Origin of the sequence: Nesterenkonia sp. DZ6, assembly GCF_022565835.1 — a bacterium.
Classification (GTDB): Bacteria; Actinomycetota; Actinomycetes; order Actinomycetales; family Micrococcaceae; genus Nesterenkonia.
This window is the reverse complement of the sequence record NZ_JAJOYW010000003.1, coordinates 256,501-271,984: the sequence shown is the minus strand read 5'-3', so window position 1 is coordinate 271,984 and position 15,484 is coordinate 256,501. Positions and strand designations below refer to the sequence as shown.

Annotated in this window: 15 protein-coding genes; 11 read left to right on the top strand and 4 right to left on the bottom strand. The window is 68.9% G+C overall.

The window, feature by feature from the left end:
- Positions 1-22 precede the first annotated feature (22 nt).
- From LTH93_RS09780 to LTH93_RS09770, 3 genes are all read right to left on the bottom strand, one after another.
- Entirely contained in the window at positions 23-1,342 is a 1,320-nt protein-coding gene (locus tag LTH93_RS09780; protein ID WP_241470842.1) for an ABC transporter substrate-binding protein, read from the bottom strand.
- A 97-nt stretch (positions 1,343-1,439) separates the two neighbouring features.
- Entirely contained in the window at positions 1,440-2,300 is an 861-nt protein-coding gene (locus LTH93_RS09775; RefSeq protein ID WP_241465781.1) for a carbohydrate ABC transporter permease, read from the bottom strand.
- A gap of 95 nt (positions 2,301-2,395) precedes the next feature.
- On the bottom strand, positions 2,396-3,325 hold the full coding sequence (locus LTH93_RS09770) for a carbohydrate ABC transporter permease (RefSeq protein ID WP_241465623.1): 930 nt from the start codon (positions 3,323-3,325) through the stop codon (positions 2,396-2,398).
- A 242-nt stretch (positions 3,326-3,567) separates the two neighbouring features.
- Here LTH93_RS09770 and LTH93_RS09765 point away from each other — a divergent pair, with 242 nt between their 5' ends.
- The 9 genes from LTH93_RS09765 to LTH93_RS09725 all read left to right on the top strand — a co-directional run bounded on the left by LTH93_RS09765 (position 3,568) and on the right by LTH93_RS09725 (position 11,516).
- Positions 3,568-3,855, top strand: coding sequence for a hypothetical protein (locus tag LTH93_RS09765; RefSeq protein WP_241470841.1), 288 nt, complete (start codon positions 3,568-3,570; stop codon positions 3,853-3,855).
- Positions 3,852-4,208 carry a cation:proton antiporter gene (locus LTH93_RS09760; protein WP_241470840.1) on the top strand — a complete coding sequence of 119 codons (357 nt, stop codon included), beginning with the start codon at positions 3,852-3,854 and terminating at the stop codon, positions 4,206-4,208. Before LTH93_RS09765 ends, LTH93_RS09760 begins: the two co-directional genes overlap by 4 nt.
- The gene (locus LTH93_RS09755; RefSeq protein ID WP_241470839.1) at positions 4,205-5,149 is read left to right on the top strand and encodes a hydrogenase subunit MbhD domain-containing protein; all 945 of its coding nucleotides are present in this window, start codon (positions 4,205-4,207) and stop codon (positions 5,147-5,149) included. Before LTH93_RS09760 ends, LTH93_RS09755 begins: the two co-directional genes overlap by 4 nt.
- A complete protein-coding gene (locus tag LTH93_RS09750; RefSeq protein WP_241470838.1) occupies positions 5,146-5,577 on the top strand; it encodes an NADH-quinone oxidoreductase subunit K in 432 nt (143 codons plus the stop codon). The genes LTH93_RS09755 and LTH93_RS09750 overlap by 4 nt, the downstream gene beginning before the upstream one ends.
- 8 nt (positions 5,578-5,585) lie before the next feature.
- Positions 5,586-7,223 carry a complex I subunit 5 family protein gene (locus tag LTH93_RS09745; RefSeq protein ID WP_241470837.1) on the top strand — a complete coding sequence of 546 codons (1,638 nt, stop codon included), beginning with the start codon at positions 5,586-5,588 and terminating at the stop codon, positions 7,221-7,223.
- Positions 7,217-8,770, top strand: coding sequence for a complex I subunit 5 family protein (locus LTH93_RS09740; protein ID WP_241470836.1), 1,554 nt, complete (start codon positions 7,217-7,219; stop codon positions 8,768-8,770). Before LTH93_RS09745 ends, LTH93_RS09740 begins: the two co-directional genes overlap by 7 nt.
- On the top strand, positions 8,770-10,617 hold the full coding sequence (locus tag LTH93_RS09735; protein ID WP_241470835.1) for a complex I subunit 5 family protein: 1,848 nt from the start codon (positions 8,770-8,772) through the stop codon (positions 10,615-10,617). Before LTH93_RS09740 ends, LTH93_RS09735 begins: the two co-directional genes overlap by 1 nt.
- A complete protein-coding gene (locus tag LTH93_RS09730; protein WP_241470834.1) occupies positions 10,614-11,156 on the top strand; it encodes a Na+/H+ antiporter subunit E in 543 nt (180 codons plus the stop codon). Before LTH93_RS09735 ends, LTH93_RS09730 begins: the two co-directional genes overlap by 4 nt.
- A gap of 120 nt (positions 11,157-11,276) precedes the next feature.
- Positions 11,277-11,516 carry a hypothetical protein gene (locus tag LTH93_RS09725; RefSeq protein ID WP_241470833.1) on the top strand — a complete coding sequence of 80 codons (240 nt, stop codon included), beginning with the start codon at positions 11,277-11,279 and terminating at the stop codon, positions 11,514-11,516.
- Between the two features lie 9 nt (positions 11,517-11,525).
- Here the strand turns inward: LTH93_RS09725 and LTH93_RS09720 are convergent, their stop codons facing one another.
- Positions 11,526-12,743, bottom strand: coding sequence for an ROK family transcriptional regulator (locus tag LTH93_RS09720; RefSeq protein ID WP_241465633.1), 1,218 nt, complete (start codon positions 12,741-12,743; stop codon positions 11,526-11,528).
- A gap of 108 nt (positions 12,744-12,851) precedes the next feature.
- Here LTH93_RS09720 and LTH93_RS09715 point away from each other — a divergent pair, with 108 nt between their 5' ends.
- Together LTH93_RS09715 and LTH93_RS09710 are read left to right on the top strand one after the other, a co-directional pair.
- Entirely contained in the window at positions 12,852-14,372 is a 1,521-nt protein-coding gene (locus LTH93_RS09715; protein WP_241465634.1) for a sugar ABC transporter ATP-binding protein, read from the top strand.
- On the top strand, positions 14,369-15,436 hold the full coding sequence (locus tag LTH93_RS09710; protein ID WP_241470832.1) for an ABC transporter permease: 1,068 nt from the start codon (positions 14,369-14,371) through the stop codon (positions 15,434-15,436). The genes LTH93_RS09715 and LTH93_RS09710 overlap by 4 nt, the downstream gene beginning before the upstream one ends.
- Positions 15,437-15,484 lie beyond the last annotated feature (48 nt).

Here is a 15,484-nt window from a genome sequence, read left to right as displayed (position 1 = left end):
TGGTGTTCACATGCTGCGGTGTCTACTCCAGCTCGGAAGCCAGATCGCGCTCGTAGAGGTCTTCGAGGGAGGACTGCACGGACTCCATCTCCTCGGCCACGTCGACGTCGTTGGTGAGGATGCTCTGCAGTGTCTGCGAGAGCTCCAGGTCACCGCCGGGTAGGAAGACCCGCGCGTTGTCCTGCGAGCGTGCGCGCTCCAGCTGCTCGACGGCGACCTGGAACTGCGGGGTCTCCTCGTAGACGGCCGACATGTCGGCGTCCTGCTGGACCGGCATGTACCCGGTGTTCTCCGAGAAGAATGCGGTGTTCTCGGTGTTGGTCATGAAGCCGATGAACATGGCCGCGGCCAGCTGCTCCTCGGGCTCGGAGTTCGCCGAGATCATCAGACCGGCACCGCCGGTGGGGGTCTCGCCCTCAGCCTCGGGGCCGCCGGGCAGGAACGCCACGCCGACCTCGAAGTCGGCGGTGTCCAGGATGCCGCCGAGCGAGCCGGTGGACTGCACGATCTGGCTGGTGGCGCCGGAGCCGAAGTCATCGGCCGGATCACCGGAGGAGACCGAGGCCCAGTCGTCGGTGGCGTCCTGCGCGAACTGGAGCGCCTCGACAGTCTCTTCGGAAGAGACGGGGGCGAAGTCCCACTCATCGGACCAGCTGCCGCCGTAGCCCCAGATCAGGTTCTGCATCCACCAGGCGGGATACTCCTCCTGGGGTGGGAAGGAGAACGCGGAGTTCGCGGTCTCGGCCTCCACCAGCTGCTGGGAGACCTCGGCGACCTCTTCCCAGGTCTCGGGAGCAGATTCGATGCCGGCCTCTTCGTAGTGATCGGCGTTGTAGTAGAAGAGCGGGGTGGAGCGGGCATACGGCACGCCGTAGTGGGAGTCCTCGTAGACGTAGTCCTCGTAGAGGGCCTCCACATAGCCGTCGGTGTCGACCTCGGCCGCCTCAAGGACCTCGTCGACTGCCAGCAGCGAGTCATTGAGGTAGTTGGGGAACCAGGTCGCGTCCGAGAGGACGACGACGTCGGGGGTCGCGCCGGTGCCCTGGGAGGTCTGGAACCCCTGGGAGGTCTCCTCGTATGTGGCGCCGGAGTTCTCCAGGGTGACCGAGATGCCGGACTCCTCCTCGAAGGCGGCGATCAGCTCTTCCTCCTGATCCACCGACCCGCCGGGGTGGTTGGACCAGAAGACGATCTCCTCGGCCGGCTCGACCTCGGCCCAGTCGACGCCCTCGCCGGCCTCCTGCTCATCGCCGGAGGTGTCGGGGCCGCATGCGCTCAGCGCGAGTACGGCGATGCTCAGGGCTGCGACGCCCGTCGTCGTCCTGCTGTTCAGCTTTTTCATCAGGTGCTCCTTGTGGTGCGGTGATTGATTCGGAGTCGTGACAGGGAGGTCTGGGTGGCGCCCGGCGGACCGGCGGCGGAGAGCATCTCGGCTTGGGTCATTTCACGGAACCCTGGGTCAGTCCGGCCACGATGTACTTCTGCAGCGCGGCGAAGATGATGAGCATCGGGGCGATCACGATGACCGCGCCGGCCATCAGGATCCCGTAGCTGCCGGCCTGGGTCTCGACCGACTGCAGCAGGTTCAGGCCCACCGGCAGGGTCATCTTCTCGGCGCTGCCGGTGATGACCAGCGGCCAGAGGAAGCTGTTCCACTCGTTGACCACGGTGACCAGACCGACGGTGGCGATGGCCGGGATGGACACCGGTGCCGCGATCTGGAAGAGCTTGCGGAAGTGTCCGGCGCCGTCGAGCTCGGCGGCCTCGAACATCTCTTTGGGCAGGGCCATGAAGTGCTGGCGCAGCAGGAAGGTGCCGAAGGCGGTGCCCAGGCCCGGCAGGATGATGCCCCAGAGGGTGTCGCGGCCGCCGAGGCCGGTGATCGTCAGGTAGTTCGGCAGCATCGAGACCTCAGGGGGGACCATCAGAGCCACCAGGATGCCCAGGAAGATGAAGTTCCGGCCTGGGACCTTGATGAAGACCAGCGCGTAGGCGGTGGTGACCGCCAGCAGCACCTTGATGCTGGAGCCCACCAGGGTCACGTAGATGCTGTTGCCGAACATGGTCAGCAGCGGCACTCGATCCACGACGTTGCCGAAGTTGTCCAGGGTGGGATCCTGCGGCAGCAGCGTGGGGTTGAGCGTGACGATCTCGGTCGGCGGCTTGAAGCTGGAGGAGACCATCCAGGCCAGCGGCAGCACGATCACGATCAGCGCCACGAAGATCGGAAGGTAGCCGGTGAAGATGGTGTCGGCGAGGTTCTGCCGGCTGAACGCGTCCAGCCAACCGCCGCGGCGCATCTGTTTGCGCTCGGCCTTGGTCAGCTTCTGCTTCTTCTCCGGGGCGATGCCGCGGGGCTGCGCATCCTCTTTGGGGGGTCGCGATCGGGTCAGGCTCATGAGTAGTGCACCTTCCGCTCGACGAAGCGCAGCTGGACAGCGGTGATGAAGAACAGGGTGAAGAAGAGCACCACGGCGATGGCCGCGGAGTAGCCGGCTCGCTGATAGGCGCCGAAGGACTGCAGGTAGATCTCAAAGATGATGGTGTTGGTGCCGTGACCGGTCGGGGTCATGGTGCGCAGGATGTCGAAGGCGTTGGTCATCGAGAAGAGGATGTTGGTGACCAGCAGGAAGAACACCGTGGGGGTCAGCAGCGGCAGCGTGACCGAGACGAAACGGCGGATCGGGCCGGCCCGGTCGATGGTCGCGGCCTCGATCAGGTCCTTCGGGATGGACTGCAGCCCGGCGAGGAATACCACCGCGCAGTAGCCGAGGTTCTTCCACACATAGACGATGATCACCATGAACAGCGACCAGTCCTCATTCAGGTACCACTCCGGGGAGCTGACGCCGAAGAACCCGAGGATGTGGGAGAGCCCGCCGCGGGTGGGATCGAAGATGAAGTTCCACACCATCGCCACCCCGACCCCGGAGAGCACATAGGGGGAGAACACGGCGGTGCGGGCGGCGGTCTTGCCCGGGATCTTCTTGTTCAGCACCAGCGCGATCAGCAGGCCCAGGATCATCGAGCCCAGCACCGCGCCGGCGGTGAAGATGCCGGTGACCCGCCAGACCTCCAGGCCGGAGTCTGACGTGAAGAAGGCCACGTAGTTCTCCAGCCCGATCTGGGTGGCGCTGGAGGAGCCCAGCCGCCAGTCCAGGGTGGAGTAGTACATGTTGGAGAACAGCGGGTAATAGATGAACGCGAGGATCAGCAGGATGTTCGGACCCGCGAAGAGCAGGAACAGGGACCAGTTCTTGGACTGCCGTCGTCGGTGCGCGCGAGCGCGCGTCCGTTCCTGCTCAGTCTGCACAGCAGAGCTCATCCAGCTTCCTTCCAGTATTTACTGACCTCATGTTAGCCACACCACTGACGAGTTGGGTGACAGAGCGTGAACTCCACATGAACGGTCCCAGATTGAGAGACAGGTCACAGTGCCTCAGTGTATGTCCTGGCGGCGGGGTCAGATCGTTAGGCTGGTGGGGGTCGGCTCCAGCAGCTGACGACTGGCGCGGACAGTGACACATCCCTGCCGAGTGACAGATTCCTGGTGAGTGAGGAGCGGCGATGAGCGAAGCAGTGCTGCTGGGCGTCTTCGCAGTGCTGCTCGCCAATTACGTTCTCGCCCTGGCCGTGTTCGCCCGTCGCGGCCTGGCCGGTGACTGGCTGCTGGTGGTCCTGCTCACCGGCACCACCGGCGCCGCACTGGCGGCGGTGCTCGCCGCCCTGGCCGACGACGGCGCCCGGTACCTCGACGTGGCGCTGGTGCTCACCGGCACGGCGGCGGTCGCGGCGGCGGTGCGCGCCGGACTGCGCAGGCGCCCCCGGCGAACCGGCGCGGAAGAGCCCGCATGAGCGAACTCAGCCAGCTGGCGGCCCTGGCGCTGATCCTGGCCGGCACCTTCTTCTTCAGCGTGGGCACCTTGGGCCTGATCCGCTTCCCCGACCTGCGCAGCCGGCTGCATGCTCTGACCAAGGCGGACAATCTGGGCCTCGGGCTGGTCCTCACCGGCGTCGCGCTGCTGCTGGGGAGCTGGATCAGCGCCGCGGTGCTGGTCCTGACCTGGGTGTTGGCGCTGGCGGCAGCGTCGATCTCGGCGCATGTGCTCGGCGGCATCGACGCCGCCGAGCAGTCGCAGCAGCGCCGGGGCGGCTCGGCGACGCAGGCGACTCCACCGACGCCGGACACCCAGGAGCGCCAGTCATGACCGGTGGAGTCCCGGCCGCAGACCTGGTGCTCGGTGCTGGGCTGCTCGCCTCGGTGCTGTGCACCGTTCTTCCGAGCTCCCGGTTCGCCCAGTCCATGGGCCTGCTCGGCCTGGGCGTGCTGACCACGCTCGCCTGGCTGCGGCTGGGCAGCGTGGATGTGGCTCTGGCCGAGGCGGGCATCGGCGGCGGGATCCTCGCAGCACTGTTGGTCTGGGTCTCGGTCGGCTCCCCCGCCCAGCCCTCCCCCGATGCCGCGACCGCGCCGCGGTGGACCTGGCTGCGACCTGTGGTGGGCACGCTCAGCGCCATCACCCTGATCGTCGTCGCCGCGGCCGTCTGGCTCCGCGCCGAGCAGTCGCTGCCCGCCTGGGACGCGGCCCTCACCGCGAATATGGGGCTGACCGGTGTGGAGCATGAGATCACCGGCGTGCTGCTGGTCTTCCGCTTCTACGACACCCTGCTGGAATCTGCGGTGCTGATGCTCACGGCCGTCGCCGTGCTCGCGCTGGGTCACGGTGACGTCGGGCCTCGGGCCGGACTCAGCGGCGCGCTGAGCCCGGCGCCGCCGATCCCGGCGAGCCTGCACTGGCTGATCCGGGTGTTCGCCCCGGTGCTGTTCCTGGCCGGACTGTGGCTGCTCTTCGCCGGCAGCACCGACTCCGGGGGCGCCTTCCAGTCCGGGGCCGTGCTCTGCGCGGTGCTGATCCTGCTGCACAGCGCCCACGTGCCGTTGGGGAAGCTCACCGTGAGCTGGCTGCGCCCAGTGCTGGTGGCCGGCGTCGTCGTCTTCATCCTGGCCGCCCTGGCACACCTGAACGCGCCCTTCTCCTTCCCGGTGCTGCTCACCATCGAGATCCTGCTGACGCTGGGGATCGCGGCCGGGCTCTACGCGATCTATCTGTGCCTGGACGACCCCGCGCGGCGCGAGGTCACCACATGATGCCCTTGTCTGTGGCCCTCGGTCTGGCTGGCGTGGGCGCGATCGACCTCTCCCAGGTGCAGTGGTACCTGCTTCTCGGCACGGCGATCGCGGTGATCGGGATGGTGCGGATGCTGCTCACCCGGGACCTGGTCGCCCGGCTGATCGCGCTGAACGTCACCGGGATCGGCTCGCTGATGCTCATCCTCGCCCTGGCGGCCCGCACGGCGGAATCCGGTGATGCGGCCGGCGCGGGGGACGGGACCGATCCGGTGCTCTCGGCACTGGTGATCACCGGGCTGGTCATCACGGTGGCCTTCACCGGACTCGGCGCGGTGCTGATCCGCCGGATCGAAGGTGTCCAGGACGTCGAAGGCCCCGCGGACACCAAAGACTCCGGAGACTCTGGACACTTCAACGGCTCCAAGGACGCGGAGGCCGAGGAGTGACCGCGCCGATGAGCCTGACCCTGTTCTGTCTGGGCGCTGTGGTGCTGGTTCCGCTGCTGGCCAGCGCGCTGAGCGTGCTGCTGGGCTCGTTGGCGCGGCGGGTCCTGGGCGTGATCACCTCTGCGGCGGTGCTCGGCCTGAGCACCCCGATCCTGGTCCAGGTCACCTCCGGACAGACCCTCGAGCTCGCCCTGGGCGGCTTCGAGTCCCCGCTGGGCATCACCCTGCGCGCCGACGGCCTCTCAGCCCTGTTCCTGGCGATGACCGCCGTGGTCGGCGCGGTGGTCAGCTGCTATGCCGCCGCGCGCCCCGCCTCCACCGGGAAGCGGCTGGTCCCAGGCACACCGGACCGGGATGCGGACAAGCAGCATCACCGTCGCACGGAGCCCCCCGGCGTCTGGCGCGCGGGTCACGCCGGGTTCTGGCCGCTGTGGCTGGGCTGCTGGTCCGGGCTCAACGCCGTCTTCCTCTCCGGGGACCTGTTCAACACCTATGTCGGGCTGGAGCTGGTGGGACTGACCGCGGTGGCGCTGGTGGCCCTCGGCGGCCGTGACGCCTGGCCCGCGGCGCTGCGCTACCTGTTCATCGCGGTGCTGGGCTCGCTGCTGTTCCTCATCGGGGTCGCGCTGATCTACTCGGTGACCGGCACCCTGGACATCATCGACTCCGGCGAGATCATCACCGGGCTCGCCGCCGAGGACGACGCCGACCTCGCCGCCGTCGTGCTGGCGCTGTGCCTGATCAGTCTCGGCCTGGCGCTGAAGGTGGCCCTGGTGCCGCTGCACCGGTGGCTGATCCCGGCGCACTCCTCGGCCCCCAGTGCGGTCTCCCCGCTGCTCTCCGCGCTGGTCATCAAGGCCGCGCTGTTCGTGCTGCTGCGCGTCTGGCTGTGGGTCGCCGGTCCGCTGCCGGAGCTGGCGATCCTGGCCGGGGTGCTGGCCGGGATGGGCGCCGCCGCGATCCTGGTGGGGTCGGTGATGGCGCTGCGGCAGAGCCGGCTCAAGCCGCTGATCGCCTACTCCACCGTGGCCCAGGTCGGATACTGGTTCCTGCTGCTGCCGCTGCTGCTGGACCCCGAGACCAGCGCACTCGAAGGCCAGCCGGGCACCACGTTGGACGAGGGTGCGGTGCTGGCGGGCGCGCTGAGCGGCACCGTGGCGCTGGCCCTGGGGCACGGGCTGGCCAAGGCCAGCCTCTTCCTCTCCGCCGGGCACCTCAAGGACCTCTACGGCACCGATGAGATCGCAGATCTGCGCGGCGCCGGCCGGGCACATCCGATGCTGGTGATGAGCATGGGTCTCAGCGCGGTGGGCCTGATCGGGCTGCCGCTGTCCCTGGGCTTCTCCGGCAAGTGGCTGCTGGCCACCTCCGCCGTCGCCGCCGGACACTACTGGATGCTGGTGGTCCTGGTGGCCGGAACCCTGTTCAGCGCCGCCTATCTGCTCAAGGCGGTGGCTCCGCTGCTGGTGATGAGTGAAGACGATCAGACCGAGCTGACCCTGCCGCAGGCCCAGACCCGCCCCGAAGACCCCACGCTGACCGGGAAGGCGCAGCTGGCGCCCTTCGTGCTGGGACTGCTCACCGTGCTCACCGGGTTCCTCGGCGTCTGGCTCACCGGGGTCCTGGAGGTGGGCGCCCCATGGTGACCTGGCTCGAGCAGATGCCCGGGGAGCTCCTGCCAGCCATCCCGGTGGTGATGGTGCTGCTGTCGCTGACCGCCGCCGTCGCGATCTTCCCGCTGCCGGAGAACAGCGTGAAGCTGCGCGCCGGGATCAACCTCACCGCCGCGGTGGCGAAGGTGCTGCTGATCATCGCCCTGGTCCCGGCCGTGGTGGCCGACGGCGCCCGGCCCGAGTTCTCCGCACCCTTCCTGCCGGGCATCGACCTGGTGCTGCGGGTGGACCCGCTGGCGCTGTTCTTCGCCGGGCTCTCCTCGCTGCTGTGGCTGCTGACCACCATCTATGCCCTGGGATACCTGCGCGGGACGAAGAACAAGAGCCGCTTCTTCGGGTTCTTCAGCCTGTGTGTCACCGCCACGGTGGGCATCTCCTTCTCCGGGAACCTGGTCACCTTCCTGGTGTTCTATGAGCTGCTCACCGTGGTGACCTACCCGCTGGTGGCGCACTGGGGCACCCCCGCCTCGCTGCGGGCGGCCCGGATCTACCTGCGCTACGCCCTGGGCGGCGGACTCGCGGTGCTCATCGGAGTGGTCTGGCTGACCATGTACGTGGGCCCGGTCGACTTCGCCGACGGCGGCGCCGAGGGTGTCACCGAGCTGGTCGCCTCGAATCCGGTGCCGGCGCTGCTGATCTTCGGGCTGCTCGTGGGCGGTCTGGGAGTCAAGGCCGCGCTGTTCCCGCTGCATGGCTGGCTGCCGCTGGCGATGGTCGCACCGGCCCCGGTCTCGGCGCTGCTGCACGCGGTGGCAGTGGTCAAGGCCGGCGTGTTCGGGATCGTGCGGGTGCTCCACGACGTCTTCGGGGTCGAAGCCGCCGCCGAGCTGGGGGTGCTCACGCCGCTGCTGATCCTCGCGGCGTTCACCATCCTCTATGGCTCCTATCAGGCGCTGCGCCAGCAGGAGATCAAGAAGCGGCTCGCCTATTCCACGATCTCCCAGGTCAGCTACGTGGTGCTGGGGGTGGCGATGGTCAACGTGCTCGCCACCACCGGCGGGGTGGTGCACCTGGTCCACCAGGGACTGATGAAGGTGACGCTGTTCTTCTGCGCGGGACTCTTCGCGGAGGTGATCCGCGCCCATACGGTGAGCCAGCTGCGCGGGGCGGGACGACGGATGCCGCTGACCTCGGCGGCGTTCACCGTGGGCGCCTTCGGCATGATCGGGCTGCCGCCGACGGCCGGGTTCATCTCCAAATGGCAGCTGGGCACCGGAGCGCTGGCCTCGGAGCACCCCTGGGTGCTGTGGGTGCTGGTGGGCTCCTCGCTGCTCAATGCGGCATATTTCCTGCCCGTGGTCTACGCGCTGTGGTTCGTCGATCCCGAGGAGGTGGAGCCCGAGACGCTGGTGAGCCGCGGATCCGACGCCTCAGATCCGCTGCGGGTCCGCGAGCCCAAGAGCCTGCTGATCCCGGCGCTGATCACCGCCGGGCTGACCCTCTTCGTCGGGATCGCCGCCTCGCTGGCCTTCGCCCCGCTGCAGGTCGCCCGGTTCATCGCTGAGGGGGTGCTGGGCTGATGCTGATCTCACCCCCTTCGCTCTTCTCACCGTCGCTGCTCATCGCACTGTCCCTGCTGACCCCGCTGGTCATCGTGCTGGTCCTCGGGCTCGCGGGACTGCTGCGCCCGCTGCAGGCGTTCACGCTTCGGCGCCGGCTGACCCTGTTCGCGCCGCTGGCCGTGGCCCCGGCGGTGCTGCTGGCGCTGCTGGCGGAACCCGGCTCCGTCGCTGAGACCGTCGAGGTGCCCTGGCTGCTCTTCGGGGCGCATTTCGGGGTGGACCTCTACGCCAGGCCGCTGCTGCTGATCGCCGCGCTGCTCTACGGGGCCGCGCTGCTGTCGATCAGCTGGATCAAGCTGCGTGATGCGGAGCGGGGCTCGGGCGCGCTCTCGGCGTTCTTGCTGCTCAGCTTCACCGGCAACATCGGCACCTACCTCGCCGCCGACGCCGCCAGCTTCTATCTGGCCTTCGCGCTGATGAGCTTCTCCGCGGCCGGCCTGGTGATCCACTACCGGACCCCGGCCGCGCAGCGCGCCACCCGGGTCTACCTGGTGATGTCGGTGCTCTCCGAGACCGCCATCCTGGCCGCGCTGATCCTGATGACCTCCGCCGGCGGGTTCCTGCTCGCCGAGGCCTCCGAGGCGGCAGGCACCGCGCACACCGGGTTGATCCAGGGGCTGCTGATCTTCGGATTCGGGGTCAAGGCCGGCACCGTCCCGCTGCATGTGTGGCTGCCGCTGGCCCATCCGGCCGCGCCGCCGGCCGCCTCGGCGGTGCTCTCCGGGGCGATGGTCAAGGCCGGGATGATCGGCTGGCTGCGGTTCCTGCCCGAGGGCGAGACAGCCGGGGCGGTGCTGCTGACGCTGGCGCTGATCGGGGCGTTCGCCGCCGTCGCCGTCGGAGTCCTCCAGCATGATCCGAAGGTGGTCCTGGCCTATTCGACCATCTCGCAGATGGGGTTCATCACCGTGCTGGTCGCGGTGGGGCTGATGGTCCCCGAGCTGCGGGCCGCGACGTCGGCTGCCGCGGTCATCTACGCGGTCCACCATGGCCTCGCCAAGGGGGCGCTGTTCCTGGGGGTGCCGGTGGTCAAGCACTATGCCCGGGGTCGGACCGGGATCCTGGTGCTGCTCGGGATGCTCGGGGCGGGGCTGGCCGTGGCGGGGGCTCCGCTGACCTCCGGGGCCTTCGGCAAGTATGTGTCCAAGGAGGCGGTGAGTGGGATCGAGGTCCTCGGGGTGGGGCTGGATCTGCTGCTGCCGCTGGTCGCGACCGGGTCCACCCTGCTGCTGCTGCGCTTCGCCGTGGTGATCTGGGCGGCGGACCGTGATCCGCGCCGGCGGGCCGATGGGGAGCTGTTGTCCTGGCTGGGGGTCTGCGCGGCAGGGATCGTGGTCCCCTGGGTGATCGGCGCCCGGTGGGTGACCGATCCGGTGCAGGCAGACGGCGTCTCGGTGCCGAGCTGGGAGCCGAGCACCCTGTGGGACGCGACCTGGCCGATCCTGTTCGGGATCCTCCTCGCGGCGCTGGTCTGGGGCGCGGCCCGCCGCGGGCTGCTTCCGGCGCGGCTGCGCGGCGAGACGACGCCGGCGGTCCCGCCCGGGGACCTGCTGCTGGCGGAGGAGTCGCTGCTGCGTCGCGTCGGGGCTGCCGGCGGGTCGGCGCTGGATGGTGCACATGGGTTCACCACGTCCGCCGCCGAACGCTGGGGCAGCCTCTGGTCCGCCGCGGCGCAGCGGGGACGACGCGCAGTCTCCTGGGCGGAGGCTCGGCTGGGCGGCTGGGAATCCACCGGCCTGATGCTGGTGGTGCTGCTGACCGTGGTCACGGTGGCCACGATGCTCGTGGCAGGGAGGTTCTCATGAGCAGCTGGGTATCGGCCGGGGTGCTGCGCGCCGTGGTGCTGGGCGTCCTCTGGTGGGCGCTCTCCGGAGCCGGCGCAGACTACCTGATCTACGGGCTGGTCTCGGTGGCGCTGGCCACGGGGATGAGCCTGCTGCTGCTGCCGCCCTCCGCGCGGCGCTCACCGCGCGGCTGGCCTCGCCGGCTGGGATCATCGATCGTGCTGCTGGGCTGGTTCCTGGGGCAGTCGGTGCTCGGCGGACTCGATGTGGCACGTCGGGTGCTGGCCCGTCCGGTCGACATCGCCCCCGACGTCGTCGTGGCGCCCTTTGCGCTGGAACCGGGTCATGCCCGCCAGCTCGCTCTGGCGTTGATGAACCTGATGCCCGGGTCCATGGTCCAACAGGTGGTCACCGCCGACGGTGAACCAGCGGACAACACCGCCGAGGGACCGGTCCTTCCACCTGCGGCGGTGCAGCTGCACACGCTCTCCCCCGCGCTCGACCCGGCGGACCAATGGGCCCGGCTGCAGCGCCGGGTCGGTGCCGCCTTCGGGGACTGAGGCTGGCTTCACCCAGTGCGGTTCGCTTGGACAGTGAGGCTGGCTGATCCGGTGCAGCCGCGGCGCGCGGGCGTTCCTGCGCAGGTCTCGCTTGAGGTGTTTCACCGTAGGGTTGATCGCATGGCACGCCAAAAAAACGTCATCAACGGACTCTTGTTCTTCGCCCCGATCGGCATCGTGCTCTCCGCCATCCCACAGGCACCGGATTACACTGCGACCCTCGGCTGGGGACTGGCCCTGCTGATGGTGGGCACCGCCCTGGTCCTGGCGCTGCGCAGCGCCAAGGCCCAGCGGGACGGCAAGGCTCAGCAGAACGGCAAGGCCCAGCCTGACGCAGAGACCCCGGACAAGGTCTACTGACCGCTGACCTCAGCCGACCAGTCGGTTCACGTTCTCGACCGAGAGCCCGTGGCCGGTGACCAGCGCGGAGGCTCCGAGCACCCCGGCGCGCGCCCTGGTCTGGGTGACCACGATGCGCAGGTGCTGGGTGGCCAGCGGCAGCGAGCGGGAGTAGACCGCCTCGCGGATCCCGGCCAGGAAGTGTTCCCCCGCCGTGGAGACCACCCCGCCGATCACGATGACCGAGGGGTTGAGCAGGTTCACGCAGCCCGCCAGCACCGATCCGACCTGCCGCCCGGCCTGGCGCACGGTGCGCAGAGCCTCCACGTCACCGGAGCGCACCAGGTCCAGCATCGCCGCATGGTGCGGCACGTCGAAGCCGCGCTCGCGCAGCTGGGCGGCGATCGCCGGCCCGGAGGCGACCGCTTCGAGGCAGCCCGCATTCCCGCAGGTGCAGGGTGTGGTGTCGCCGTCGGGGATCGCGATATGGCCGAGGTCCCCTGCCGCTCCCTGGGCGCCGTGCTGGAGCCGACCATCGCTGATGATGCCGGAGCCGATGCCGGTGGCGACCTTGACGAACATCATGTTGGCCACACCCGGATAGGTCACCGCGTGCTCCCCCAGGGCCATGGCGTTGACATCGTTGTCCACCATGATCGGCACCGGGAACCACTGGCGCAGATGTCCGGGAATGTCGAAGTGGTCCCAGCCCGGCATGATCGGCGGGCTCATCGGCCGACCGGTGGCGAACTCCACCGGACCCGGTACGCCCACCCCGACACCGAGCAGGTCCTCGGGGCTGCGTCCGGTCTCCTGGAGGAGCTCCATGGCGATCGCGCCCACCGCGTCGAGCACCGCCACCGGGCCCCGGGTGATGTCGAGCTCCTGCTCCTTCTCCGCCAGCACCCGGGCCGCCAGGTCCGTCACGGCGATCCGCGCGTGGGTTCCGCCGAGGTCCACGGCGAGCACCGACCGGGCGTCGGGATTGAAGGCGAAGGTGCTCGGCGGCCGGCCCCCGGTGGAGGAGTTCTCCCCCGCAGGGCGGATCAGCGAGGCATCCAGCAGCTCCTCCACCCGCGCGGAGATCGTGGATCGCGCGAAACCGGTCATCGCCGTCAGGTCTGAGCGCGTCCGCGGCGTCCCGTCCCGCAGGAGCTGGAACAACGCTCCCGCGCTGTTGGGAAGAGTGTTCCCCGCCGGCGCGAACGCCACGCTGTTCTGCTCATCGATCACGGAGAAGGAGGCCATGGTTCAAGTAAACCACCCAGTGTTCAGTCAGAGTGAGTCCGAAAGTTTTACGTGTTTAGTTTGACTTTTGATTGACAGCCGACAGAAGTGCCCTCTAAATTTGTGAGCATGGTCACACAAAATGGTGGGTCCGAGCTCCTCCGGATGCGAGGGATCATCAAGCACTTCCCCGGCGCCAAGGCCCTCGACGGCGTCGATCTCGACATCCGGGCCGGTGAGGTCCATTGCCTGCTCGGTCAGAACGGCGCCGGGAAGTCGACCCTCATCAAGGTGCTCTCCGGCGCCCATCAGCCCACCGAGGGCGAGATCCTCTGGAAGGGTGAACGGGTCACCATCCCCACCACGATGGCCGCGCTGCGACTGGGCATAGCCACGATGTATCAGGAGCTCGACGTCGTCGACGGTCTCAGCGTCGCCGAGAACGTGTTCCTCGGTCACGAGCTCAGCTCGGGGGGCGTGCTGCGTCGGGCCACCGCCCTGGAGCGCACCCGCGACCTGCTCCGGCGCCTCGGTCACCCCGAGATCCCCGCCCAGCGCGAGGTCGGACGTCTGCCCGCAGCGGGGAAGCAGATCGTCTCGATGGCCCGGGCACTCTCCCATGACGCGCAGCTGATCATCATGGACGAACCCTCCGCGGTGCTTGATCCCGAAGAGGTGGAGAACCTGTTCCGAGTGGTGCGAGCTCTCCGGGACGAAGGCGTGGCCGTGGTCTACATCTCACATCGTCTCGAGGAGATCCGCCGGATCGGAGACCGGATCACGGTGCTCAAGGACGGGCGCACCGCGGCCACCAGCCTCGAGGTCGAGGACACCCCCACCAGGGAGCTCATCGCGCTGATGACCGGGCACGAGGTCATCTCCGACTTCGGCGGCACCGCGATCGGAGCCACCAGCGATCAGCCGCTGCTCGAGGTCGACGGACTCAGCCTCGACGGAGTCTTCGAGCCGGTCTCCTTCGACGTCCGCCCCGGTGAGGTCGTGGGACTGGCCGGACTGGTGGGCGCGGGCCGCTCCGAGATCCTCGAGACCATCTACGGAGCCCGCCGCGCCACCGCCGGCGAGGTCCGGGTCAAGGGCAAGAAGCTGCGCCGCGGCTCCATCGCCGATGCGGTCAACCACGGGGTGGGGCTCGCCCCGGAGGAGCGCAAGAGTCAGGGCCTGCTCCTGGACGAGCCGATCTACCGCAACATCACCCTCTCCACGTTCGCCCGCTTCGCCCGATCCGGCCTGCTCAACGAGCGCGCCGAACGCACCGCGGCCCGCGAACAGGCCGAGGCGCTCCACCTCTCCCCCGCCGACGTCCAACGCAGCATCCGCACCCTCTCCGGCGGAAACCAGCAGAAGGCGATGCTCGCGCGCTGGCTCGTGCATGGGTGCGACGTGCTGCTGCTCGACGAACCCACCCGCGGCGTCGACGTCGGGGCCCGGGCCGAGATCTACGGACTGGTCAGGGAGCTGAGCCGACAGGGCACGGCAGTGCTGATGGTCTCGAGCGAGATCGAGGAGGTCCTGGGACTCGCCGATCGAGTCCTCGTCGTCGCTGACGGCAGGGTCGTCCACACCGGAGCGACCAGGGACATCGACGAACACCAGGTGCTTGATCTTGTGATGGAAGGAGCTCACGGATGAGTGAGACGAAAGAAACAGGCGCCCCCGCCGGTGCGGAGACTCCTGCCGGCGAGGAGCCCCCGAGCCGGGACCTCAGCCCGGACGAGGAGAAGGCACCGAAGACGGTCGGCGGGTCGAACCTCAGCCTGGGACACAGCCTCGGCCTGATCCTCGCCCTGGCGGCACTGGTGGTCCTGGGCGTCGTCACCGGCGGCGATCGCTTCCTCAGCGTGGCGAACCTCATGGTGATCCTGCAGCAGGCCGCGGTGATCGGGGTGATCTGCATCGGCGTGACCTTCGTGATCACCTCCGGAGGCATCGACCTCTCGGTGGGCTCGGTGATGGGACTGGCCACGGTCTGGGCCACCACGCTGGGCACCCAGGCCATCGCGATGGACGTCCACTGGTCGATGATGTTCTTCACCGCGCTGGCGGTCGGCGCCGCGGCTGGACTGCTCAACGGCGTGATCATCGCCTACGGGCGGGTGGTCCCGTTCATCGCGACCCTGGCGATGCTCGTCGCCGCCCGCGGCTTCGCCGAGCTGATCTCCGGACGGCAGACCCAGATCGTCACCGTGCCGGGCTTCACCAGCACCTTCCGCGGAGACCTGCTGGGCATCCCGATCATCGTCTGGATGTTCCTGATCGTCGCCGCCGCTGGATGGTTCCTGCTCAACCGCACCACCTTCGGGCGCCGCACCATCGCCGTGGGCGGCAACCCCGAGGCCGCCCGGCTGGCCGGCATCAAGGTCAAGCGCCACCTGGTCATGGTCTACGCCCTCTCCGGGCTCTGCGCCGGCATCGCCGCGGTGATGATGCTCAGCCGGACCACCTCGGGCTCCTCCACCCACGGCCTGCTCTATGAGCTGGACGCCATCGCCGCCGTCGTCGTCGGCGGCACCCTGCTGGCAGGCGGCCGCGGCACCATCTTCGGCACCGTCCTGGGAGTCATGGTCTTCGCGGTGCTGCGCAACGTCTTCGTGCAGAACAACCTCGACTCGTCCGTCCAGGCGCTTGTCACCGGCGCGATCATCGTCGGTGCCGTGCTGCTCCAGCAGCGCTTCTCCAGCCACAGTCGAACGTGACCTGAGCACCTCATCACCTGAATCAACCCACTCGCACAGCTGAATCAA